Annotated in this window: 27 protein-coding genes and 2 pseudogenes; 14 read left to right on the forward strand and 15 right to left on the reverse strand. The window is 65.9% G+C overall.

The annotated features are described in order from the left end of the window. Position 1: 1 nt before the first annotated feature. A complete protein-coding gene (locus VFH65_RS03415) occupies positions 2–940 on the reverse strand; it encodes a dihydrodipicolinate synthase family protein (protein WP_353319726.1) in 939 nt (312 codons plus the stop codon). Positions 941–1110: 170 nt separating this feature from the next. Here VFH65_RS03415 and VFH65_RS03420 point away from each other — a divergent pair, with 170 nt between their 5' ends. Together VFH65_RS03420 and VFH65_RS03425 are read left to right on the forward strand one after the other, a co-directional pair. Next, positions 1111–2157, forward strand: coding sequence for a LacI family DNA-binding transcriptional regulator (locus VFH65_RS03420; RefSeq protein WP_353319727.1), 1047 nt, complete (start codon positions 1111–1113; stop codon positions 2155–2157). Positions 2158–2215: 58 nt separating this feature from the next. Then, positions 2216–3262: a dihydrodipicolinate reductase gene (locus tag VFH65_RS03425; protein ID WP_353319728.1), complete on the forward strand. Its 1047-nt coding sequence runs from the start codon at positions 2216–2218 to the stop codon at positions 3260–3262. Positions 3263–3268: 6 nt separating this feature from the next. Here the strand turns inward: VFH65_RS03425 and VFH65_RS03430 are convergent, their stop codons facing one another. The 8 genes from VFH65_RS03430 to nadD are packed head-to-tail and all read right to left on the reverse strand — an operon-like array spanning position 3269 to position 8031. Further along, the gene (locus VFH65_RS03430) at positions 3269–3889 is read right to left on the reverse strand and encodes a maleylpyruvate isomerase family mycothiol-dependent enzyme (protein WP_353319729.1); all 621 of its coding nucleotides are present in this window, start codon (positions 3887–3889) and stop codon (positions 3269–3271) included. Further along, on the reverse strand, positions 3886–4377 hold the full coding sequence (locus VFH65_RS03435) for an SRPBCC family protein (protein ID WP_353319730.1): 492 nt from the start codon (positions 4375–4377) through the stop codon (positions 3886–3888). The genes VFH65_RS03430 and VFH65_RS03435 overlap by 4 nt, the downstream gene beginning before the upstream one ends. Next, on the reverse strand, positions 4374–4694 hold the full coding sequence (locus VFH65_RS03440; protein ID WP_353319731.1) for an ArsR/SmtB family transcription factor: 321 nt from the start codon (positions 4692–4694) through the stop codon (positions 4374–4376). The genes VFH65_RS03435 and VFH65_RS03440 overlap by 4 nt, the downstream gene beginning before the upstream one ends. A gap of 50 nt (positions 4695–4744) precedes the next feature. Beyond that, positions 4745–5584, reverse strand: a complete 840-nt coding sequence (locus VFH65_RS03445; RefSeq protein ID WP_353319732.1) for a DegV family protein — start codon at positions 5582–5584, stop codon at positions 4745–4747. Positions 5585–5586: 2 nt separating this feature from the next. Continuing rightward, entirely contained in the window at positions 5587–6324 is a 738-nt protein-coding gene (octT, locus tag VFH65_RS03450; RefSeq protein ID WP_353319733.1) for a diglucosylglycerate octanoyltransferase, read from the reverse strand. Next, positions 6314–6982, reverse strand: coding sequence for a glucosyl-3-phosphoglycerate phosphatase (gene gpgP / locus VFH65_RS03455; RefSeq protein WP_353319734.1), 669 nt, complete (start codon positions 6980–6982; stop codon positions 6314–6316). Before gpgP ends, octT begins: the two co-directional genes overlap by 11 nt. Continuing rightward, the gene (gene rsfS / locus VFH65_RS03460) at positions 6979–7347 is read right to left on the reverse strand and encodes a ribosome silencing factor (RefSeq protein ID WP_353319735.1); all 369 of its coding nucleotides are present in this window, start codon (positions 7345–7347) and stop codon (positions 6979–6981) included. Before rsfS ends, gpgP begins: the two co-directional genes overlap by 4 nt. A 60-nt stretch (positions 7348–7407) precedes the next feature. Further along, positions 7408–8031, reverse strand: coding sequence for a nicotinate-nucleotide adenylyltransferase (gene nadD, locus VFH65_RS03465; protein ID WP_353319754.1), 624 nt, complete (start codon positions 8029–8031; stop codon positions 7408–7410). An 89-nt stretch (positions 8032–8120) separates the two neighbouring features. On the opposite strand from nadD, the gene VFH65_RS03470 reads away from it, so the two are divergent. Both VFH65_RS03470 and VFH65_RS03475 read left to right on the forward strand, forming a co-directional pair. Beyond that, on the forward strand, positions 8121–8354 hold the full coding sequence (locus tag VFH65_RS03470; protein WP_353319736.1) for an AbrB/MazE/SpoVT family DNA-binding domain-containing protein: 234 nt from the start codon (positions 8121–8123) through the stop codon (positions 8352–8354). Beyond that, positions 8338–8766: a type II toxin-antitoxin system VapC family toxin gene (locus VFH65_RS03475; protein ID WP_353319737.1), complete on the forward strand. Its 429-nt coding sequence runs from the start codon at positions 8338–8340 to the stop codon at positions 8764–8766. Before VFH65_RS03470 ends, VFH65_RS03475 begins: the two co-directional genes overlap by 17 nt. A 214-nt stretch (positions 8767–8980) precedes the next feature. Here VFH65_RS03475 and VFH65_RS03480 read toward each other — a convergent pair whose 3' ends face one another. The 3 genes from VFH65_RS03480 to VFH65_RS03490 are packed head-to-tail and all read right to left on the reverse strand — an operon-like array spanning position 8981 to position 12564. Further along, the gene (locus VFH65_RS03480) at positions 8981–10429 is read right to left on the reverse strand and encodes a vWA domain-containing protein (protein ID WP_353319738.1); all 1449 of its coding nucleotides are present in this window, start codon (positions 10427–10429) and stop codon (positions 8981–8983) included. Beyond that, positions 10429–11304, reverse strand: a complete 876-nt coding sequence (locus tag VFH65_RS03485) for an AAA family ATPase (RefSeq protein ID WP_353319739.1) — start codon at positions 11302–11304, stop codon at positions 10429–10431. The genes VFH65_RS03480 and VFH65_RS03485 overlap by 1 nt, the downstream gene beginning before the upstream one ends. A gap of 12 nt (positions 11305–11316) precedes the next feature. Then, positions 11317–12564, reverse strand: coding sequence for a glutamate-5-semialdehyde dehydrogenase (locus VFH65_RS03490; protein ID WP_353319740.1), 1248 nt, complete (start codon positions 12562–12564; stop codon positions 11317–11319). A 105-nt stretch (positions 12565–12669) separates the two neighbouring features. Between VFH65_RS03490 and VFH65_RS03495 the strand changes: the two genes are divergently transcribed. The 7 genes from VFH65_RS03495 to VFH65_RS03525 all read left to right on the forward strand — a co-directional run bounded on the left by VFH65_RS03495 (position 12670) and on the right by VFH65_RS03525 (position 17491). Further along, on the forward strand, positions 12670–13551 hold the full coding sequence (locus VFH65_RS03495; RefSeq protein ID WP_353319741.1) for a ribokinase: 882 nt from the start codon (positions 12670–12672) through the stop codon (positions 13549–13551). Continuing rightward, complete coding sequence (locus VFH65_RS03500) at positions 13548–14375, forward strand: enoyl-CoA hydratase/isomerase family protein (RefSeq protein ID WP_353319742.1); 828 nt, start codon at positions 13548–13550, stop codon at positions 14373–14375. The genes VFH65_RS03495 and VFH65_RS03500 overlap by 4 nt, the downstream gene beginning before the upstream one ends. 240 nt (positions 14376–14615) lie before the next feature. Continuing rightward, positions 14616–15656, forward strand: a complete 1041-nt coding sequence (locus VFH65_RS03505) for a PE-PPE domain-containing protein (protein WP_353319743.1) — start codon at positions 14616–14618, stop codon at positions 15654–15656. Positions 15657–15698: 42 nt separating this feature from the next. Continuing rightward, complete coding sequence (locus VFH65_RS03510) at positions 15699–16025, forward strand: ArsR/SmtB family transcription factor (RefSeq protein ID WP_353319744.1); 327 nt, start codon at positions 15699–15701, stop codon at positions 16023–16025. Further along, entirely contained in the window at positions 16025–16630 is a 606-nt protein-coding gene (locus VFH65_RS03515) for a cation transporter (RefSeq protein ID WP_353319745.1), read from the forward strand. The genes VFH65_RS03510 and VFH65_RS03515 overlap by 1 nt, the downstream gene beginning before the upstream one ends. Before the next feature lie 14 nt (positions 16631–16644). Beyond that, complete coding sequence (locus VFH65_RS03520) at positions 16645–17250, forward strand: methyltransferase family protein (protein ID WP_353319746.1); 606 nt, start codon at positions 16645–16647, stop codon at positions 17248–17250. Positions 17251–17299: 49 nt separating this feature from the next. Continuing rightward, positions 17300–17491 carry a hypothetical protein gene (locus VFH65_RS03525; protein WP_353319747.1) on the forward strand — a complete coding sequence of 64 codons (192 nt, stop codon included), beginning with the start codon at positions 17300–17302 and terminating at the stop codon, positions 17489–17491. Positions 17492–17497: 6 nt separating this feature from the next. Here VFH65_RS03525 and VFH65_RS03530 read toward each other — a convergent pair whose 3' ends face one another. Next, on the reverse strand, positions 17498–19540 hold the full coding sequence (locus tag VFH65_RS03530; protein ID WP_353319748.1) for an NAD(+) synthase: 2043 nt from the start codon (positions 19538–19540) through the stop codon (positions 17498–17500). Between the two features lie 42 nt (positions 19541–19582). Here VFH65_RS03530 and VFH65_RS03535 point away from each other — a divergent pair, with 42 nt between their 5' ends. The 3 genes and pseudogenes from VFH65_RS03535 to VFH65_RS03545 all read left to right on the forward strand — a co-directional run bounded on the left by VFH65_RS03535 (position 19583) and on the right by VFH65_RS03545 (position 21634). Further along, positions 19583–20122 (forward strand): cysteine hydrolase family protein, encoded by a 540-nt coding sequence (locus VFH65_RS03535; RefSeq protein WP_353319749.1) that lies wholly within the window; start codon positions 19583–19585, stop codon positions 20120–20122. Positions 20123–20240: 118 nt separating this feature from the next. After that, positions 20241–20672, forward strand: a pseudogene (locus tag VFH65_RS03540) (Hsp20/alpha crystallin family protein); the annotation flags it as partial. A 125-nt stretch (positions 20673–20797) separates the two neighbouring features. Continuing rightward, on the forward strand, positions 20798–21634 hold the full coding sequence (locus tag VFH65_RS03545; protein WP_353319750.1) for an NAD-dependent protein deacetylase: 837 nt from the start codon (positions 20798–20800) through the stop codon (positions 21632–21634). On the opposite strand, the gene proB is transcribed toward VFH65_RS03545, so the two are convergent. Beyond that, positions 21631–22734, reverse strand: a complete 1104-nt coding sequence (proB, locus tag VFH65_RS03550) for a glutamate 5-kinase (protein WP_353319751.1) — start codon at positions 22732–22734, stop codon at positions 21631–21633. The two genes, VFH65_RS03545 and proB, sit on opposite strands and share 4 nt — an antisense overlap. Next, positions 22731–22945 (reverse strand): annotated as a pseudogene (locus VFH65_RS03555) (GTPase ObgE); the annotation flags it as partial. The pseudogene VFH65_RS03555 and the gene proB, both read right to left, overlap by 4 nt.

Genomic DNA, 22945 nt, shown 5'->3' on the forward strand with positions numbered 1-22945 from the left:
CCTACGCGAACGCCGCGACGGTGGAGAGCCCGGCGGCGTGAAGCGCGCGGGTGATTTCGTCGGAGGCGCCCTCGGGCAGGGGCAGCAACGGCGACCGGACGGTGGCGTGCTCGAGAATGCCCCGCGCGACGAGCCCTTCCTTGAGCGCGACGGTCCCTTCCATGTGGGAACCGCGGTGGTACACGGTGCGCGTCACTGGCAGCAGTCGATCGTGGATGGCTCGTGCGGCTGGATAATCCTTGGCCTTGCCTGCCGCGATCAATTCAATCAGCGGTTCGGGCGCCAGACCGCCGTATCCGACGAGAGCGCCATCGACGTCGAACATTGTGTGAAGCAGGTACTCGTCATGGCACGTCAGGATCTGCAGCTCGGGGTTTTCTCGTCGCAGCACCGGGATCTCGGTATCCCAGCGGCGCATGTTGCGAACGCCGTTCTTGGTGGCGAAAACGCCGGGCTGGGCGGCGATTTCGAGTTGGGTGTCGAGGTCGTAGGTGGCTTTGGTGGCATCCGGGTACTGGAACAGGATCAGCGGCAGGCCCGACTCTTCATGGATCTGGCGATAGCGATCCTGTGGCGCGCCCGCCTGGAAGCCGAATCGCAGCCAGCCGTGCGACGGGTAAACCAATCCCGCTGCGGCGCCCGCGGCGACGGCGCGCTGCGCCTCCCGCGCCGCGACCGTAGTTCCTTCGCCCGTGATGCCGGCGATGATCGGAATGCGGTGCTCGACGGCTTCGCAGAACGCAGTGATCACGGCGGTCTGTTCATCAGTGGTCAGGAAGGTCCCTTCACCGGCGTGCCCTAAGACGACCAGGCCCTTGACGCCATCGATGCTGGCCAGCCAGGAGCCGAGCCGGTTGATCGCAGCGAAGTCGACTGATTCGTCGCGATCGAACGGGGTGACGGGCGCGGGCACGAGGCCGCGGAGGTCCAGGGTGCTCATCAGGCATTTCTCTTTCGTATCGGTTGTGAGAACGTATCCGGGAACGTTCCCGCGAACGTTCTCAGTATCGGTACGATGATGTTGTGTGTCAAGGGTCACGCCGAGCCTGCGATGTGACGTGACGCGCTCAGGTGAAGATGGACAGGCGCAGGCGAATGGAGCGGAAGGCGATGGAGACGGATGACAACGCTGCCTCGAACTCCCCGGCCGCGACCGTGACTCTGCGGGAGGTCGCCAAGGCTGCCGGGGTCAGCGTGTCAACAGCGAGCCGAGTTCTTGACGACCGGGTCGCGCCTTCACAAACCGCGACCGCGCATCGGGTCCGCGCCGCCGCGGAGGCCCTCGGTTATCGCCGAAACACGTTCGCGTCCAGCTTGCGCCGCGGCCAGGCTGCGACGATCGGAGTGCTGGTGCCCCGCCTCAGCGACACCGTGATGGCGCTGATGTTCGAAGCGATCGGCCGCGCGGCCGAACAACGCGGCTACTTCGCCGTCGTCGCCACGGCCGGTGACGATCCAGCGCAGGAAGAGAAAGCCGCTCAGACGCTGCTCGGGCGAAATGTCGACGGGCTCATCATCGCCTCCAGCCGGCGCGATGACCCGCTACCCCGGCAATTGCGCGACCAAGGTGTGCCCCATGCGCTGGTGCTCCGCACCGACGGCATCAGCCCGTCCTCTGTTGGCGATGACGAGCTCGGCGGCTATCTCGCGACGCGCCACCTTATTGATCTCGGCCACAGCGATATCGCGGTGCTGCCAGGTCCGCTTTTCACGTCAACGGCGGCCGGACGTCTCGAAGGAAGCACCCGCGCACTCCGCGACGCGGGTCTGGTGCCGAACACCGACTGGATTGTCGAAACCGGCTTCGGCGTCGAGAGCGGCATGGACGCCGGTAATCGCCTGTTCAGCGCGACACCTCGACCTACGGCCGTCTTCGCCGCAAACGACAACCTGGCGCTAGGCGTCATGGCAGCGGCTCACCAGCACTCGCTCGCCGTCGGCGTGGATCTCGCGCTCGTCGGGTACAACGACATTCCACTCGCACACCTGCTACCTGTCCCGCTGACGTCCGTGCGGACACCATTCGATCAGATTGCGACCACGGCAATGGATTTGATGCTGCGACGAGAACCTCTCGACAATCCGATCCGCCGTGCGCTACCCACACTGATCCCCCGCAAGTCATCAGGGCAACCGAGGGTGACCGCCGCCAAGTAGGTATATACATTCGCTCGATAGTGTCTACTGCGCACCGGACACTCATCGAGGAGATGCCATGACTGACCAGCCGCTTCGCGTCATCCAGTGGACAACCGGCAACATCGGGCGGCGATCGCTGCACGCGATCATCGGGCGCGACGACATGGAGTTGGTCGGCGTCTACGCGCACGGCGCCGACAAGGTCGGCGTCGACGCCGCAGAGTTGTCCGGCTGGCCTGAGCCCACCGGTGTGACGGCCACAAACGACATCGACGCGCTGCTCGCCCTGGAGCCCGACGCCTGCTGTTACAACCCCCTGTGGCCCAACATCGACGAACTGGCGCGCCTGCTCGAATCCGGGATCAACGTGTGTTCGAGCGCCGCGTGGATCACCGGAGGTAAGCAGTCGCCCGAGGACCTGGAACGCATCCGAAAGGCTTGCGAGAAGGGCAATTCCACGATTTTCGGCAGCGGAGCCCATCCGGGCATGACCAACTTGGTCGGGATGGTGCTCAGCGGATCATGCGAACGGGTCGACGAGATCCGCATCACCGAGTCGGTCGACTGCTCGACGTACGAGTCGGCGGGCACCCAAACCGCGATGGGCTTCTCGCAGGATCCCGATACCCCCGGGCTGTCCGAAAGCGTCCGTCGCGAAAGCGAGGTGTTCGCCGAATCCGCGGCGATGATGGCCGATGCGATCGGCGCCAAGCTCGACCGGATCACCTTCGACGTCACGTTCACCGCAGCCACCGGCGACACCGACCTGGGCTTCATGCAGATCCCGAAGGGCACAGTGGGCGGTGTGTACGGCTATCACCGCGGCTGGGTCGGCGACCGCAATGTCGTCAGTGTCGGATTCAACTGGACCATGGGTGACCACGTGACTCCGCCGAAGCCGCTCGAGCACGGCCACGTCATCCAGGTGTTCGGGCTGCCCAATATGCGCACCGTTCTGCATTGCCTACCGCCGAAGGATTGGACCGAGCCAGGGTTCATGGGCCTGGGCATGATCTATACCGCGATGCCCGTCACCAACGCCGTGCCCGCGGTCGTGGCGGCGCCGCCAGGAATCGTCACGCTCAAGGATCTGCCACCGGTCACCGGACGCTCGGCCGGGTAACCGACCTCAAACGCGTTGTGCCAGTTTGGTCTTGCCCGGACCATCGACATCGTCTAAAGCCGCCCGCCGGCCGGCCATCGCCATGAGTAGCGCCTCGCCCGGACCCCGCACCTCCGAACCGCGGCCGTAGCTCCAATCGAGATCGGTGGCCACTAGCTGCACTCCGCGGGCGCGCAAGGCACCGAGGATGCGTGGTGCAAACTTGGAGAAATCCAACGCGACGCGCAACCGCTCAGAGTCAATGGTGCGTGGTTTGCCGAGCGGCCGGCGGATATCCTGTTGGTGAATCATGCCGTCAGTGAGCGCAATTCGGCCGCCGAACCCGGCAGTCAGTCCTTGAGGAACGGCGTACTGACGTACCAACGCGGTGAGTTCTTCTGGTGACTTGTCGACATAGTCGGCCACTCCGACCGCGTTCGCACCGCCTCGAGTAACAAGGCCTTTGGCCATCCGACGCATCAGATGCAGGCGGCTCAACGGGTCATAACCGATGACATGGGCCACGACGTCGCGGACCCGCCACTTTTCGCAGAGAGTCGGGCTCTCCCACTGCTGCGGCGTCAGTCCTTCCAGCAGTGCGGCGAACTCTTCGCGTTCCTCGCGCGCCAGTTGGTCGGTGGCCGTCACGGCTGCGGCGCCCCGCTTTCGAAGAGACTGAAGTAGCGCCGCAGGTACAGCGGCCACCCGGCCTCGCCGTCGACTCCGGCGGCGACGGACTCCCAGCCCTCACCGTGCCGTTCGATATGACGGTGCTCGAGTTCGACCCTGGTGCGCCCGTCAGACTCGGCGTAGAAGCGGACCTCGACTTCACTGGTGCGTGTGAGATCGGTCTCGAGCTGCCACGTCGGACCGATGTCCCAGGTGAAGACGACGCGGGTCGGCGGCTCGTAGGCCAGGATGCGTGCCCACCTGCACAGGCTGCCGTCGACCCCACGGTCGTATATGTGCCCCCCGACGCGGGGCTCGAATACCGTCTCGGCAATAGGAACACTCAGCAGATTGTGCTCGCGGGGCTTGAAATCGCCGAACTGCTCGGTGAACACCCGGAACGCCCGGTCGACAGGCGCGTTGACGACAACGTCATGGCGGACGGTTGACGATTGGGCTCGGGTCATCGTTCGTCTCCTTCTTGACGTTCGACTGTTTCTTTGAATCCGGCCAGAGTCTGGCTCCAGAACCGGTCGAGATATTCACGCACCGCCATCAATCCCGCCTGATTGATGCGGTAGAGCCGCCGCGTCCCGGCCACCGATTCGACAACGAGGTCGGCCTCCTTGAGGACACGCAGATGTTGCGAGACGGCGGGCCGGGAGATCGGTAATTGTTCGGCGAGCACCCCCACGGCGACCGGGCCGTCGGCCAACTTCTCGAGGATCGACCGGCGGGTCTTATCACCGAGCGCGTCTAGGACGGCGGAGGCAGCTGCAGGCACACTGGTAAGTTACAACTTACGGTAAGTCTATGTCAACCGTTAGCACTGACTTACTGATCGGCGATCTGCACGACCACACCGACCGAACCGCCACCGACGTGAACCGAAAGAACCGGGCCCATGTCCGCGACGGTGAGCGACTCGATCTGAGGAAGCCGCGTCGTGAGTGCCGCGCCGACTTCGTCTGCGGCGTCGTGGTTGTCGACGTGGTGCACTGCGATGGCGGCCCTGCTGTCGCCGACGAGCTCCACAACGCGATCGACCATCGCCGCATGCGCCTTGGTGATGGTCCTGATGCGTTGATCCAGCACCAGCCGCCCATCCACGTCGAGACACAGCAGCGGCTTTAGCGAGAGCGCCGTACTCAGCCATGACGCCGCCGTCCCGATCCGGCCGCTGCGCCGCAGGTTGTCCAATCGATGAACGACGACGAAAACGTGGCCGCGGTCGATGGCCGAACGAGCCACGGCTTCAACAGTATTCAGATCAGCACCCGATGCCGCCGATTTCGCCGCAGCCAGCGCAACAAATCCGACACCCATGGCCGCCGACCGGGAATTAACCACTCGCACCGACGGTCCGAACTCGCGCGCCACTGAAACCGCCGAGCTGAAGGTGCTCGATAGCGCTGCCGAGAGGTGGACCGCCACCACACCGTCACCATCACTGTCAGCCAGCGCCCGCCGGTATGCGTCGGCAAGTTCGGCGGGCGACGCGCCTGACGTGCTGACCCGGGGGCGGTCATGGATGTCGTAGGGCACGTCGTCGACACCGTCGCGCATGTCATCACCGTCGACAAGCACATGCAACGGCACCTGGCGAATGTTCCAATGCTTGAGGTCATCTGAACCCAAGCGCGACGATGAGTCCGTCACCACCACGACAGCCATAGCTAGCCGCGTGAATCTCCAGGCAGCACACCGGCTTCGGCCAGTGCCTTGAGTGTCAGCTCGGCCACTGCCTGATGCGCCTCGAAGTTCCAGTGAATCCCGTCCGGGTTCCCCCGACCGCTCAGGATGTGCTCGCCCACCGCCGCCTTCTGGTCGACCAGTGGGACATCGTGCTGCTCGGCCCATTCGGTGATGGCTCTCGCGGTGCCTTCCCGCCCGTGGTGAGCCTTGCCGTAGGTCGCCGCGATGTGCACGGCTGGCAGCGACGCCACAATCGGAATACCGGGTCGATTGAAATCGATTGCATTGCGGGTCATTTCGAGATATTCGGCGGTCAGTTGCGGGGGCAGCGCCGCCCGGGCCAGCGGCGAGAACCGCGGCTGGGCCCACCCGTAACCGTCGCGCACCCATCGCCGCAGCCACGGTGGGCGAACATAGCGGATCAGCTCACGTAGCGCGGTAGGCAGCGGCGACGGCAGCGAGTCCATCCCACCTGTCGCGAAGATCACCGCGCCTGCCCGCGGCAGCGCCGCCCAGGCCCGCGGATCCTGGGTGGCCGCCCACCACACGTCGCGGCACGTCCAACCAATCCGCCCGATCAATTCCAGGTCCCAACCCAGTTGACTGGCAACGATATTCGGCCAGATACGCGGGTCGTCGGACGGCAGCCCGCCGGTCGGGCCGTAATAGGACAACGAGTCGCAGAATACGAGCAGGGTAGGCCGCGAGTCAGAGGACATCGTTGGCGACCTGTGCCGAGGCGTTCCACACGTCGAGCCGCCACCCGATGTCCTCTGGCGCGGCATCGGGTGCCCCGTGTCCGGACAGCTGCACCCAACTGGCGTTGCCCATGCCGCCCAGGATCGGCCAGTTATCGACCGGCAGGCCCAGCAGCGCGGCCGTAAGCGCCGCGATCAAGCCGCCGTGCGCGACCAGTACTACCGGCCGCTCCGGTTCATCGACGCCCCACTCGGTTTGTTCGGCGATCAGTTCTGCCATCAGCGGCTTGCTGCGTGCGGCGACGTCGACCCGGCTCTCGCCGCCGTGCGGCGCCCATCGCGCGTTTTCCCGCCACGCCAGCCGCGCGCCCGGTGCGACAGCATCGACCTCGAGATGGGTCAGCCCCTGCCAGTCGCCCAGATGTGTCTCACGCAGCCGGGGGTCGACCAGCACCGGCTGCCCGGACCGCTCGCCGAGCGCAACGGCGGTGTCCAGCGCTCGCCGCAGATCCGAGGACACGATGAGCAACGGTTGCCGCTTGGCCAGCACCTCGGCGGCCGCCGCGGCCTGCTCGCGGCCCAGGTCAGTCAAGTCGGTGTCGAGCTGGCCCTGCATCCGGCTGCCGGCGTTGTACTCGGTCTGCCCGTGCCGCAGCATGACAAGGCGGCGGATCCTCATGACTGGCCGTCCAGATCTACCGGCACGACGGGGCAGTCACGCCACAGCCTGTCCAGGGCGTAGAAGTTGCGTTCGTCCTGATGCTGAATGTGCACGACGATGTCGACGTAGTCGAGCAGCGTCCACCGGCCCTCGCGGGCGCCCTCGCGGCGTGCCGGTTTGTAGCCGGCGACGCGCATCTTCTCTTCGACCTCGTCGACGATGGCGTTCACCTGACGTTCGTTGGACGCCGACGCGATGACGAAGCAGTCGGTGATGACCAGCTGCCCGGACACATCGATCACGACGACATCCTCGGCGAGTTTGGCTGCGGCTGCCTGGGCGGCCACCGTCGCCATGCCGATCGCTTCCTCGGAGGCGCTCATCGCTGCCCTCTGCTCTTCGCGCAAGCGCTCATCGCTGCCCTCTGCTCTTCGCGCAAGCGCTCATCGGAACTCCCCCTTGGTCGCCACCGGCTCGGCGGCGTAGAGCTTGCGCTTGGACACGTACTGCACCACACCGTCGGGCACCAGGTACCAGATGGGCCGCGACTCCTCGGCCCGCTTGCGGCAGTCGGTCGACGATATCGCCATCGCAGGCACCTCGACCAAGGTCAGGGCGTCAGCAGGCAGCTCTTCCATCGCGGCCGCGATGTGCTTGCCGTCCAGCTCGTAACCGGGCCGGCTCACTCCCACAAACCTCGCGATGGAGAACAGTTCCTCCCAGTTCTGCCACGACAGGATCGATGCCAGCGCGTCGGCGCCGGTGATGAAGTACAGCTCGGCGTCCGGGTTGAGGGCACGCAGGTCGCGCAGGGTGTCCTTGGTGTAGGTGGGGCCGGCACGGTCGATGTCGACGCGGCTGACGGAGAACCGCGGGTTGGACGCGGTCGCGATCACTGTCATCAAGTAACGGTCCTCTGCCGCGGTGACGTACCGGTGATGCTTCTGCCACGGCTGGCCCGTCGGGACGAATACCACTTCGTCGAGCTCGAACAGATCGGCAACCTCGCTGGCCGCGACCAGGTGGCCGTTATGGATGGGATCGAACGTCCCACCCATCACGCCCAGCCTGCGTCGAGAAACCACGATTAGCCAGCTTACGGCAGTGACACAGGCCACTCGACCGGCGGGAGACAGTGCGTTGGTATCGTTCAGGCATGCGCGCAACCATTGATAAGGCAGGCCGATTGGTCATCCCAAAACAGCTGCGCGAACATCTCGGGCTGCGACCGGGCGAGGTTGAGGTAACTGCCGACGGCGCTGGACTTCGCGTCGAACCTCTCGCGAGCGACAGGCTCGAGGAGCGGGATGGCATGCTCGTGATCCCCGCGGCGGGACTGGTTATAGACGCCGAAATGGTCCGGTCAGTGCGAGATGCCGGCCAGCGCTAAAGCAGCACCCGTCCTGGTCGATACCAGCGCCGCCGTCGCGCTCGTGCTCACCGACCACGAGTTGCATGAGGCGGCATTGGCGTCGCTTCGTGCTCGGCCTCGTGGCCTCGCCGGACACGCGGCCTTCGAGACGTTTTCGGTACTCACGCGTCTGCCTGCGCCGGCCCGCCTGACCGCTGCCGCAGTCACGCGCCTTTTTGCAGCGACCTTCCCCGAAACAAAGTTCCTCAGCGCATCAGCTGCAGCGTCGCTGCTCGCTCAGCTTGGTACGGCAGGCATTTCGGGTGGCGCGGTATACGACGCGCTCGTCGGCGCTTCGGCCAAGGAGCACGGGCTACCGCTCGTTACCTGCGACCGCCGTGCGCTTGACGTGTATCGGGCGCTAGACGTCGACGTCGAGCTGTTGGCCTGAGCCGGGAAACTAGACCGGTCGTTTAGGTCAGTCTTGCGTCTCTCTCGAAAACGGGCCATATGCCCTGGGTGGACGCTGTGCGGTGGCAGGGCATCGCGAGAGTAGGGAAGATGACGGAATCTGCACCGGATCCCGTCATCTTTCCTACTCTCGGCGCGATTTTCTTCCTGGACCGCGGAGCGAAGCTCCCCTGGCTGCTGCTCGCGCAGAGAAATTAGACCGGCAGCAACGCGTCGATCACCGTCGCCAGCTGCTTGGCCGACCGGCATTCGTGCATGGTGATGACGTCTGTATAGCGCGGCACCGCCGAGTCACCACTGCCCCACAGGTGCTTGGGTTCGGGGTTCAGCCAATGCGCGTGGCGACTGGCGTTGACCATGTGCGCAAGCAGGTCGGTCTCCGGATTCCGGTAGTTGTTGCGGCCGTCACCGAGCACCAGCAATGAGCTACGTGGCGAAAGCACGTTCGGCCAGTTCGCCATGAACGACGCGAACGCATTGCCGTAGTCGGAATGGCCGTCGCGGGTGTACACGCCGGCCTCGCGCGTAATCCGCTGCACGGCAACGGCGAGGTCCGCGTCGGGCCCGAACAACTCGGTGACCTCGTCAGTGGTGTCGATAAACGCAAAGACCCGAACTCGTGAGAACTGCTGTCGCAGCGCGTGCACCAGCATCAGCGTGAAGTGGCTGAACCCTGCCACCGACCCGGAGACGTCGCACAGCACCACCAGCTCCGGGCGCGCCGGATGCGGCTTCTTCAGCACCACATCGATCGGCACTCCGCCGGTGGACATCGACTTGCGCAGCGTCTTGCGCATATCGATCTCGCCGGCTCGCGACCGCCTCCGCCGCGCGGCCAGCCGCGTCGCCAGCGTGCGGGCCAGCGGCGCCACCACCCGGCGCATCTGACGCAGCTGCTCCCCCGAGGCGCGCAGAAACTCGACGTTCTCGGCGAGCTGGGGCACGCCATACATCTGGACGTGATCGCGGCCGAGCTGCTCGGCGGTGCGACGCTTCGTCTCTGCCTCGACCATCTTGCGCAGCTGCGTGATACGTTGGGCGGCAAGTGCTTTAGCGATCTGCTCCTGCGTTGGGGTGGGCTCGTCCCCGTACGGCGCAAGTAACCCCGCGAGCAGCCGGCCCTCCAGGTCGTCGAGGTTCATCGCCTTGAGCGCCTGATACGACGAGTACGACGGTCCGCGGCTGGAGTTGTACCGGCCGTATGCCTCGACGATCTGGGCGATCATCGCCGCCAGCCGGTCATCCAAGTTGGCCAGGTCGGCGTTGTCGGCCAACATGTCCAGAAGGGCCGCACGCATCGCTTCGACGTCCTCAGGCGGCAGGCCCTGAGGGCGGTCTTCGGCGTCGTCGTCATCGTCGAGTAGAACCGTCTTCGCCCCGAGCGCCGCGGGGAACCACAGGTCGAACATCGCGTCGTAGGTGTCGCGGTGATCAGGGCGGCGCAGCACCGCACACGCGATGCCCTCGCGCAGCACCTCCCGATCGCCGAGGCCAAGCACCGACATCACCCGCCCGGCATCCACCGTCTCCGACGGTCCCACCGAAATCCCTTGCCCGCGTAGCGCTTCGACGAAGCCGACCAGATGGCCGGGGATGCCATGCGGCGCCAGGGGCTGCGGCGGGCGGGTGCGGCGGACTGCCATCAGTTCAGCCTTAACTCCGCGGACGCTTTGATTTGGTCCGATTGATGTTTGAGCACCACACCCAGGGTGGCCGCGATCGTCGCATCGCTGATGGTGTCCATCCCGAGCGCCAGCACCGTGCGCGCCCAGTCGATGGTTTCGGCCACTGACGGCAGCTTCTTGAGTTGCATGGCGCGCAGCACCCCGATGATGCGCACCAGCTCCTCGGCAAGGTGTTCGGGCAGCTCCGGTACGCGTGACAGCAGGATGCGGCGCTCGAGTTCGGGGTCGGGAAAGTCGATATGCAGGAACAGGCACCGGCGCTTGAGCGCCTCGGACAGCTCCCGGGTGGCGTTGGAGGTCAGCAAGACGAATGGGGGACGTTCGGCAACGATGGTGCCGAGTTCGGGCACCGTCACCGCGAAGTCGCTGAGCACCTCGAGCAGCAGCCCCTCGATCTCGATGTCGGCCTTGTCGGTCTCGTCGATCAGCAACACGGTCGGTTCTGTACGGCGAATCGCCGTCAGCAGAGGACGCGTCAGCAGGAATTCCTCCGAGAACACATCGGTTTTCGTCTGATCCCAGTCGCCGTGCCCGGCCTGGATCCGCAGGATCTGCTTGGCGTGATTCCACTCGTAGAGGGCGCGGGCCTCGTCGACACCCTCGTAGCACTGCAGCCGCACCAGCCCAGATCCGGTGGCCTGCGCGACCGCCCTGGCCAATTCGGTCTTGCCGACGCCGGCGGGGCCTTCGACCAACAACGGTTTGCCGAGTCGATCGGCGAGGAAAACCGCTGTGGCGGTTGCGGTATCGGGCAGATAGCCGGTTTCAGCCAGTCGCCGCGCGACATCGTCGATGTCGGCGAACATTGGCGCCGGGCGGGCGGGGACGCTCACGAACTACTCCTGTTAGGCCGGGCGGGTGTGGCCGTCTCCCCACACAATCCACTTGGTTGACGTCAATTCTGGCAGACCCATAGGCCCGCGGGCGTGCAGCTTCTGTGTGGAGATGCCGATTTCAGCGCCGAAACCGAACTGCTCGCCGTCGGTGAACGCGGTCGACGCGTTGACCATCACTGCCGCAGCGTCCACCCGTTCGGTGAAGCGTTGCGCGGCAGCAAGATTCGTCGTCACGATGGCTTCGGTGTGCCCGGTGCCGTACTCGTTGACGTGTGCGATCGCGGCGTCGATGCCGTCAACCACCGCCAGCGCGATGTCCATCGACAAGAACTCGGCGCGCAGCTCTTCCTCGGACGGATCGGTGTGCACCGTGACGCCTGCGTCCTGCAGCGCCTTCGTCAGCCGGGGCACCGCACGGTCGGCGATCGACGAATCGATCAGCAGCGATTCGGCCGCGTTGCACACGCTGGGCCGTCGGGTCTTGGCGTTGAGCAGGATGCGTTCGGCCACGTCGAGGTCGGCCGATTCATGAACGTACACATGGCAATTGCCGACACCGGTCTCGATCGTCGGCACCTGCGCGTCGCGCACCACCGCGTCGATCAGACCGGCTCCCCCGCGTGGGATGACGACGTCGACGAGACCGCGCGCCTGGATCAGGTGCGTGACGCTCGCGCGGTCGTCGCTGGGCAGCAGCTGCACGGCGTCGCACTCGAGGCCCTCGGTCGCCAGCGCGGCGCGAAGGGCGAATACCAGTGCCGCGTTCGAGTGCGCCGCCGACGAGCTGCCGCGAAGCAAGACGGCATTGCCGGACTTGAGGGTCAACCCGAACGCGTCGACGGTCACGTTGGGCCGGCCTTCGTAGACAATTCCGACCACGCCGAGCGGAACGCGTTGCTGACGCAGCGCGAGGCCGTTGGGCAGGGTGCGGCCACGGATCTGCTCGCCGATGGGATCGGGTAGACCCGCGACCTGTCGCAGCCCGTCGGCGATGCCGTCGATGCGGTTCGGGTTCAGCGCGAGCCGATCGAGCATGGCGTCGGGCGTACCGGCTGCGCGGGCGGCGTCGAGGTCCCGCTTGTTGGCCTCGAGGATGCTGCGGGTGTGCATGAGCACATGGTCGGCGGCGGTGTTCAGCGCGCGATTCTTGACCTCGGTGCTCAGCGTGGCGAGCGTGCGGGCTGCGACGCGCGCTCGGCGGGCGGCGTCGTGGACCTGCTGGCGCAAGTCGGCAACCGGCGATGCTTGCAGACTCATTAGCCCAGCGTATCGGACCTGCTTGCGGGGCTCGACAGCTGTCAGGTCGCCACGCGCCCCGCCGCTGAGGCAGCGCGGGCCGCCGCTGGTCTACTTTTGATGATTATGGTGGCGCGAGTCTGCGTGGTGGGCAGTGTCAACGCCGATCTGACGTTCACAGTCGATGCCCTGCCGCGGCCGGGACAAACCGTTCTCGCATCGTCACTCTCGTCGTCGCCGGGAGGCAAAGGCGGCAATCAAGCCGTTGCCGCCGCCAGGGCCGGTGCGTCTGTGCAACTCGTCGCGGCACTCGGTACAGATTCGGCGGCCGAGCAACTGCGGACGCACCTGCGCGCCAACGACGTCGGGCTCGACGGGGTGGTCACCGTGCCCGGGCCGAGTGGTTCGGCGGTTCTGGTGGTCGACTCGTCGGCCGAGAACACGATTGTGGTGGCACCCGGCGCGAACGCGCATCTGAGCCTGAACTCCGCTGACATTCGCGCGGTGATCGCCGACAGCGACGTGGTGCTGTTGCAGTTGGAGATCCCGGTCGCGACTGCCGTCGCCGCTGCAGGGGTGGCGCGAGCCGCGGGCGCGGTTGTCATCCTCAACGCCTCTCCTACGGGCGCCAAACCTCACGAGCTGCTAGGGCTGTCCGAGCTGGCCGACGTCGTCGTCGTCAACGAGGCCGAGGCCCGCGAATGGCATTGGCCGGTGCCGCATCTGGTGATCACCCGCGGTGCGCGCGGCGCGAGCTATCTCGGCGCGGATGAACGTTTCGACGTGCCGTCGCCCCCAGTCGAGGCGATCGACACCACCGGCGCGGGTGACGTGTTCGCCGGCGTCCTGGCCGCCGGGTGGCTCGACGGGCACGAGGACGCGCTGCGCCGGGCGTGCGCGGCCGGTGCCTTGTCGACGCTGGTGCCGGGGGCGGGCGACTGCGCGCCGTACGCGGAGGCCATCGATGACGCTGTTTCCAATAGAGAGGCTCGGGACCGACAGATATGACGACCACCACCAGCACACCGCGTCCGCCGGATGGCGACTGGCTCGGCACGCCGTATCTACGCTTCACGCGGGAGGGGCCGTTCGGTGTGTGCACGCTGGACCGCCCCGCGGCCCGCAATGCGATGACGCCGGCGATGTACTTCGGTATCAGGTACGCGGTTCGGCACGTCGACGCCGATCCGGATCTTGCTGGTCTGCTCATCACCGGCACCGGCGACGTCTTCGCCCCCGGCGGCGACATGGGCGGCGGCGACGGCTCGGACAACTGGCTGACGTTCGGGTCAGCGCTGGGCATGGACGTGACACCGTTCGAGACGCTGCGCCAGTCGGTCAAACCAGTGGTGTCCGCCGTCAACGGGCTGTGTCAGGGCGGTGGACTGCAGATCGCGCTGTGCAGCGACATGGCCGTTGTCAGCGACCGCGCGACGTTCCGGGTGCCCGAGTTGTTGCGCGGCATCGCCGACACGTATTACAGCCAGATGCTGGCGCGCCTGATCGGGCCGGTGCGCACCCGCGACCTGATGTTCACCGGCCGCACCCTGTCCGCGCAGGAGGCGCTGGACTGGGGCATGGTCGCCCGGGTGATTCCGCACGACGAACTGCTTGCCGGTGCGCGCGAGGTGCTCGGCCAGTGCTGCCGGACGGCGCCGGGAGCCCGGGGAGTGGTGAAGTCGAGCCTGGACAATTACCTCGGCCTGTTCGACCGCATCGGCATGCAGGCCAGCTACTCCTCGCCCGAGGCGCTCGAAGGCTTCCTGTCGTTCAAGGAGCGGCGGTCACCCGACTGGGTGCACCCAGAGTTGCGGGTCGACGGGCGGCTCTGAGCCACGTCGTTCTCACGGCCGTTCTGTTGCCGATTCAAGTACCGGCGGGCGCTCAACCTCGTACGGTGTCCGCATCACGACTCGTCAGTCCGGGCCGCCTAACGCTCGAGGAGATCGGTTATGTACGCCTCCGCGCCCATGGTCTTGGCGAGAGTCACTGCGCCCCTAGTTGTCTCTCTTGCGATATTCGTCTCATTCATAGCCCCGGGAATCCAATTCACTCCCGCTGCAACGGTTCTGATGATCGGCGGTAAGGGTCAGCCCGTCCTCAGCGATGCGGAAATGGCGGCCGTCCTCGGCGGCCGCTATGCCGATGACACCAGGGTGAGCGTCGAGTGGCCGGCCCAGGCGTGGCCGCTGACCGGGTTGACCTCGCTCACGGTGGGCCAGTCCGTCGCCGTCGGAATTGAGCAGCTCGAAGAAGCCATGGCCGAATCGTCGGGTCCCACGGTCGTGCTCGGCATATCGCAAGGCTCGCTCGTAGTGGACGCGGTGCAGCGGAGGCTGGCGGCCAACGGGACCAACTCGCAGCTCTCATTCGTGACGATCGCCGGCATGAACCGCGGCAACGGCGTCTTCACCCACTTCAGGGGCGTGTACATCCCGATAATCGATTACACGCCCCAGCCCGAACCGGTGACCCCGGACGACACCATCGTGGTCGCCAAGGAGTACGACGGCTGGGCACACTTCCCCGACAGGCCATGGAATCTGTTGGCGACGCTGAACGCCATCGCGGGCTCGGGCGTCATCCCCGGTTTCTCAGGAGTGCACGACGCCACTGTGACGGCTGACCTGTCGCAGGTGCCCCCGAAGAACATCACGACAACTGTGAATTCCCGAGGCGGTACCACGACGTCCTACCTGCTGCCGACACACGACCTGCCACTGCTGCAGCCGCTGCGCGATTGGGGGGTGCCCAAACCCCTCGTCGATGCCGTCAACCAACTGTTGAAACCGGTCGTGGATGCCGGCTACAGCAGAAACGACAGCCCCAGTGTCGCGTCGACTGCGTTGCCGCCATCCGCGAGCACACCGAAACCGTTGACGAACGTGGTCAGGCAAAGCCCCAAATTCGACCCCCTTTCCGGCGCCGATCCGGTTGGGGCGCCCCGAAATGAGTCGCTGGACAGCGTCGCCGACGTCTCCGACGCGACTGACAGCGGCGACGCCGATCCGGACAAATCCGGTGGATCGCAAGACGGCCCGTCCGCGACCGAGCCGGATGACAACGCATCGAGCGGAAGTGCGACCTCCGAATCGACAGGCGCGGAGCAATAGTTCAGCCTTTCTTGAATACAGAATTTGATGTACTGTCTGCGCATGCAGACCGTGACCTATAGCGACGCCTTGTCGCGGTTCGGATACGCGTTGTCGGACGCCACCCGCGCCGAGATCCTTCTGACGCTGCGGGACGGGCCGGGTTATCCCTCCGAGCTGGCAGAGAAGATCGGTGTGTCGCGGCAGATCCTGTCCAACCACCTCGCGTGCCTGCGAGGCTGCGGCCTGGTCGTGGCCCAGCCGGAAGGCCGGCGTAGCCGCTACGAATTGGCCGACAAGCGCATCGCCCACGCGCTTGGTGACCTTCTGGGACTCGTCCTGGCCGTCGACCCGGCGTGCTGCCCCGCCGAGACCGAAGACTGCTGCTGATGTCCGTGACAGCGACTCGTCGCGATGCCCTCACACGTCGAGTCCGTTGGCTGGTGGCCGCGACCATCACCTACAACGTCGTCGAGGCGGTCATCGCCCTTGCCGAGGGCACTCGGGTGTCGTCGTCGGCGCTGATCGGTTTCGGCCTGGATTCGGCGATCGAGGTGTCGTCGGCCGCGGCTGTGGCGTGGCAGTTCTCGGCCAAGGATCCCGAGTCCCGGGAAAAGGCGGCGCTGCGGTTCATCGCGTTCTCGTTCTTCGCGCTAGCGCTCTACGTCAGCGTGGACGCGGTGCTGTCGCTGGCAGGACGGGGCGAAGCGAGCCACTCTCCGATCGGCATCGGGCTCGCGGCGGTGAGCCTGCTGATCATGCCGGTGCTGTCCGTGGCACAACGGCGTGCGGGTCGCGAGCTGGGCTCGCAGTCGGCGGTCGCCGATTCCAAGCAAACGCTGCTGTGCACGTATCTGTCCGCCGTCCTGCTGATCGGCTTGATTCTCAACGCGTTGTTCGGTTGGTCCTGGGCGGATCCCGTTGCGGCGCTGGTGATCGCCGCGATCGCGGTCCGCGAGGGACGAGATGCGTTGCGGGGTGACCCGTGTTGCTGACGAAAGGAACTGCGATGCCGTTCGTCGCGCTTATTCTGTTCGCCGTTTTCGCCGTACTTGGATTCGGTTGGCGCAGTTGGGAACAGCGGCGCCGCACCGGATCGACGGGATTTCGCGGGGTGAGCGGCCGACTGGGCTCGGCCGAGCGGTTCGCCGGAGTTGGGTTCGTGGTCGCGCTGATCGCGGCCGTCGCCGCGCCGGCGCTGCAATTGGCAGGTGTGGTGTCGCCGCTGACCGTCCTCCAGGCCGCGTGGATCCAGCTCACCGGTGCGGTGCTGGCGATCGTCGGCATCGCCGCGACTGTGTACGCACAGCTCGATATGGGCGATTCGTGGCGGATCGGCGTCGACCCGAGCGAGACAACGACACTCGTCCGCAGCGGAGTGTTCGGCTGGGTGCGCAACCCGATCTTCACCGCGATGCTGGTATTCGGCCTCGGAATTGCCTTGGTGACGCCAAACGTCGTCGCCGTTGTCGGTTTTCTCTTGCTTCTCGTGACGATCGAACTTCAGGTCCGCGTCGTCGAAGAGCCTTATCTGCTGACGGTGCACGGTGACGCCTACCGCGATTACCTCGCCACAGTCGGCCGCTTCATCCCCAGTATGGGATTGAGCTTGTAGGCACGACCTAGCCGCCACTGCCGATGACGGCCGCGCTAGCGTGGGTCAGGTGGCACGCAAGCAGATGAACAGCAAGCAAGAAGCAAGCTGGCTCTGGGTCCCGTTGATCATCGGTCTGATCATCGGCGTGACAGTGGCCGGGATGACAGGTCAGTGGTGGTGCTCGACGGTCGGGGTGCTGGTCGGAGCGGCGGTGGGCGCCGCGGGCGCAGGCAAATTGCGCTGGCCCGGCTCCGGTTAGCGGCTTCTAGTCTTCGGGGACTTCGCGTTCAATCTCGTCGAGCCAGGTGCGCGCCGACATGTCCGACGGTGCTCGCCAGTCACCACGCGGTGAGAGCGAACCTCCGTGTGAGACCTTGGGCCCGTTCGGCAATGCCGACCGCTTGAACTGAGAGAACGAGTAATAGCGCTGCGCAAAGATCTGCAGCCAGTGCCGAATCTCCTTGAGCGAGTAGGACGGTCGCTTGTTCTCGGGGAAGCCGACAGGCCAGTCGCCGCGCTCGGGATCGCTCCACGCATGCCAGGCCAGGAACGCGACCTTCGACGGCCGGAAACCGAACCGGAGCACCTGGAACAGCGAAAAGTCCTGCAGCACATACGGCCCGACCTTGGCCTCGCTGCTCTGGATCTCCTCGTCCTCACCTGTCGGGACCAGCTCGGGGGTGATCTCGGTGTCGAGCACGGACTGCAGTACTTCGTTGACCGCATCGTCGAACTCGTGTGACGAAATCACCCAGCGGATCAGGTGCTGGATCAGCGTCTTCGGCACGCCGCCGTTGACGTTGTAGTGCGACATCTGGTCGCCGACGCCGTACGTCGACCATCCCAACGCCAGCTCGGACAGATCCCCGGTGCCCAGCACGATTCCGCCGCGCTGGTTGGCGAGCCGGAACAGGTAGTCGGTGCGCAGCCCGGCCTGCACGTTCTCAAAGGTGACGTCGTACACCTTCTCGCCGCGGGAGAACGGGTGGTCCATCTCGCTGAGCATCAACTCTGCCGTCGACCTGATGTCGATCGTCTCGAACGTGATGCCCAGCGCTTCGGCGAGCCGTGTGGCATTGCCCTTGGTGCGTTCGCCGGTCGCGAAGCCGGGCAACGTGAACGCCAGAATGTCGCTGCGCGGCCGCTCTTCCCGGTCCATCGCCCGCGCCGCGACGATCAACGCATGCGTGGAGTCCAGGCCACCCGAAAGGCCAAGCACCACCTTCGGGTAGTTCAGCGCTCGCAGCCGCTGCTCCAGGCCTGAGACCTGAATGTTGTAGGCCTCGTAGCAATCGTGTTCCAGTCGTTCCTCATTCGACGGGACGAATGGGAACCGCTCGACCTCACGCAGCAGACCGATGTCGCCGGACGGCGGATCAAGCGCAAACTCCACCCGCCGGAACGACTCCGCGGTGATCTCGTGGTGGCGGGCGTTGTCGTCGAACGTGCCCATGCGCAGCCGCTCCGAGCGCAGCAGCTCCAGGTCCACGTCGGCGATCGAGCGTCGCTCCCCCTTCGGGAACCGTTCGGATTGCGCCAGACACACGCCGTTCTCCCACACCATCGTCTGGCCGTCCCAGGCCAAATCGGTTGTGGACTCGCCCTCCCCCGCCGCTGCGTAGACGTAGGCGGCCAGGCAGCGCGACGACGCCGAGCGCGCAAGCAGACAGCGATCCTCTGCCCGGCCGATGGTGATCGGGCTGCCGGACAGGTTGGCCAGTACCGTCGCCCCCGCCAAAGCCGCCTCCGCACTCGGTGGCACAGGAACGAACATGTCCTCGCAGATCTCGACGTGCAGCACGAAGCCGGGCAGATCGGTCGCGGAGAACAACAAGTCAGGGCCGAACGGGACATCCGCGTCACCGATCCTGATGGCGCCACTCATGTCGTCGCCGGCCGCCATCTGGCGTTTCTCGTAGAACTCCCGGTATGTCGGCAGGTAGGACTTCGGCACCACGCCTAGCACCCTCCCGCGGTGGATGACCACGGCGGTGTTGTAGATCCGGTGCATATACCGCAGGGGCGCGCCGACCACCAAGACCGGCATCAGTTCGGAGGAGGCGACCACGACGTCAAGCACGGCGTCCTCGACGGCGTCGAGCAGGGCGTCCTGCATCAGGATGTCCTCAATCGAGTATCCGGACAGCGTCAGCTCGGGAAACACCGCGAGCGCGACGCTGTCGTCGTGGCAGTCGCGCGCCATCCGCAACACCGACTCGGCGTTCGTCACGGGGTCAGCGAGCGTCGTGTGGTGGGTGCAGGCTGCCACGCGCACGAAGCCCTGCCGGTACGCCGAGTAGAAATCCATGCCTCATTGTTGCCCGAAAACCGAACTGGGTATGCAAGTCCTATGAGTGAAACCGCCGTGCTGGTCATCGACATGCTGAATACGTATCGGCACGAGGACGCAGACCGTCTGGCTCGCAACGTCGCTGAGATGGTGCAACCTCTGGCTGGACTCATCTCCCGCGCCCGCGAACGAGACGATGTCGACCTGATCTACGTGAATGACAACTACGGCGATTTCACCGCCGATTTCGACGAACTCATCGCCGCAGCGCTGGACGGTGCCCGGCCGGACCTCGTAAAGCCGATCGCTCCGGACGAAGGCGGCCTACGGGTGTTGAAGGTGCGCCACAGCGCGTTCTACGCCAGCTCGCTGGACTATCTGCTCGGCAGGCTGGAAGCCCGGCGACTGATCCTCACCGGCCAGGTCACCGAGCAGTGCATCCTCTACAGCGCGCTCGATGCGTACGTGCGGCACTACTCGGTCGTCGTGCCGCCGGATGCCGTTGCCCACATCGAACCTGAACTCAACGATGCCGCGCTGACGATGATGCAGAAGAACATGCACGCCGAGATCGTCCCGGCCGCCGACTGCCTGGGCTGACCGTCGAGACCTCGTGTTGGCCTGTCGTTCGCCCGCCCGCACCACGCCCGATCCTCCGATTTTTCCTGCGGGGCGCATCGTCGAGTTACGTCACTTCGCGCAATGATCCCCTGGAGGAATCGTGAATAAGCTTGCCGTTCAACGTCAGTCGCGGCCGTTGCTGCCCGAGCTCTCTGAGCTCTTTAGCGGCTTGCCGACGTTCGCGGGCCTTCGGCCTCTGTTCGACGGCAATCTGATCCGGGTCGAGGAAGAGACGAAAGACGAGCACTACGAACTGCGGGCCGAGCTGCCCGGAGTCGATCCGGTTGAGGACGTCGAGATCACCGTGCGCGACGGCCAGCTGACGATCAAGGCCACCAGGACGCAGACCAGCGAGTCGGATGCACGCTCGGAGTTCTCGTACGGATCGTTTACCCGGACGGTGACGCTGCCGGCAGGCGCCGACGAGGATGAAATCCACGCGGTGTACGACAGGGGCATCCTCACCATCTCGGTGCCGCTCGGCGACGATGAGGCCATCGAGAAGCACGTCGAGATCATCGAGACGGTTCTGCTGGACGACGACGCCGATGATGACGACGACGACCTGGACGATGACGACGATGACCAGGACGAGGGAGCAGACGAAGCCGGCGATCGAAGTGAGCAGCCGGAAGCAGCCGTACCCTCGTAGACGTGGAAGCACCTGAACTCGTCGCCCTGCTGCAGGGCCGGCGCGTCGCGGTGCTCACGGGCGCCGGGATGTCCACGGATTCGGGAATCCCGGACTACCGCGGCCCTGACTCGCCGCCCAGCAATCCGATGACCATTCGCCAGTTCACCTCCGACCCGGCGTTTCGGCAGCGGTACTGGGCCCGCAACCACGTCGGCTGGCGGCACATGGACGAAACGCTGCCCAACGCCGGGCACCGGGCCCTTGCCGCGCTCGAGCGTGCGGGCGTGGTGTCCGGGGTGATCACGCAGAACGTCGACCTCCTGCACACCAAGGCCGGCAGCAGCACGGTGATCAACCTGCACGGCACCTACGCACAGGTCATCTGCCTGGCCTGCGGGCATACCATGTCGCGCGCTGCACTGGCCGACCAACTGGAAGCCGCGAACCCGGGCTTTATCGAACGCGCCGAGGCCGTCGGCGGGATCGCGGTCGCCCCGGACGCGGATGCCGTCATCGGCGACACCACGTCGTTCCGGATCATCGACTGTCCAAGTTGCGGCGGCATGCTCAAGCCCGACATCGTCTACTTCGGCGAAAATGTGCCGAAAGACCGTGTCCAGCAAGCATATTCACTGGTCGATCGGGCCGACGCGCTGCTGGTGGCGGGATCTTCGCTTACGGTGTATTCGGGTTATCGGTTCGTGCGGCACGCCTCAGCGCTGGGCCTTCCGGTCGCAATCGTCAACCGCGGCCGCACCCGCGGCGACGACCTGGCGGTGGTGAAGGTCGACGCCGGATGCTCCCCGATGCTCGCCTTGCTGGCCGATGAACTGCCAGCGCTGGCAAGCTCGGCTTAAATAGCGACCAGATCGTCGGCATGCACTGCCGGGCGCCGCATTTCGGCGGGCAGGTCCGACGTCGACCGGCCCAACATGCCGGCCAATTCAGTAGCGTCGTAAGCCACCACCCCGCGGGCCACCATCGTGGCGTCCTGGGCGCGCAACTCCACCACGTCACCGCCATAGAACCGGCCCGACAACGCGGTGATGCCCGCAGGCAATAGTGAACGTCGTTGCCGCACAACCGCTCGCACCGCACCGTCGTCAAGCGTCAACGCACCCGACACCTCGGCGGCGTATCGGACCCAGAACCTGCGCGCCGACATGCGTTCTTGGCGGGGGGCGAACACCGTGCCCACCGACGCGTCGGCCAACGCCGTCGCCGCGTCCGACGCCGCGGCAAGCAACACGGGCACACCTGCGTCGGCGGCCAGCAGTGCCGATGACAGCTTCGACGCCATTCCGCCGGTGCCAAGATGGCTACCGCGGCCTGCAACGACGCCGTCGAGATCCGACGGTCCATCGACCTCGGAAATGAAGCGCGCGTTACCTTTTCGCGGGTCGGAGTCGTATAGCCCGTCGATGTCCGACAGTAAGACCAACGCATCGGCGCCGACGAGATGCGCGACCAGCGCCGAGAGCCTGTCGTTGTCGCCGAACCGGATCTCGTTGGTGGCGACGGTGTCGTTCTCGTTGACGATCGCCACCGCATGCAGCGCCCGCAGCCGGTCCAGGGTGCGTTGAGCGTTGGTGTGCTGCACCCGCATCGAGATGTCGTGCGCCGTCAGCAGCACCTGTCCCACCGTGCGCTGATAGCGGGCGAATGCCGCGCTCCACGAGTTGACCAGCGCCACCTGACCGACGCTGGCCGCCGCCTGCTTGGTGGCCAGGTCGGCGGGACGTTTCGTCAGCCCAAGCGGCTCGATCCCAGCGGCGATCGCGCCCGACGACACGATCACCACATCCGAACCGGCCTTCATCCGGCTCTCGATGGCCTCGGCGAGCGTGGCGAGACGGCTGGCGTCGAACACACCGGACGGCGTGGTCAGCGCGGTGGTGCCGACCTTGACGACGACGCTGCGAGCGGTCCGCACGGCCTCCCGGCGCGGGCTAGTCACGACTCATCGCCGCGACGGCGGCGCTCCCGACGGGCGGTCTTACGGTCGGCGGCCCCGACCCGATCGGTCTGCTCAAGCCGTATGTCGGTGCCGCGCCCGGACAACGGCACGTCGACGCCCGCTGGCGTTTGCGGCTCCCAGTCGAAGGTCATGTCGCCGATGGTTACCGCGCAGCCGGGCCGGGCGCCGAGCCGCAGCAGTTCGTCTTCGA

This window comes from Mycobacterium sp., from assembly GCF_035697385.1.
In the GTDB taxonomy this organism is placed as follows: domain Bacteria; phylum Actinomycetota; class Actinomycetes; order Mycobacteriales; family Mycobacteriaceae; genus Mycobacterium.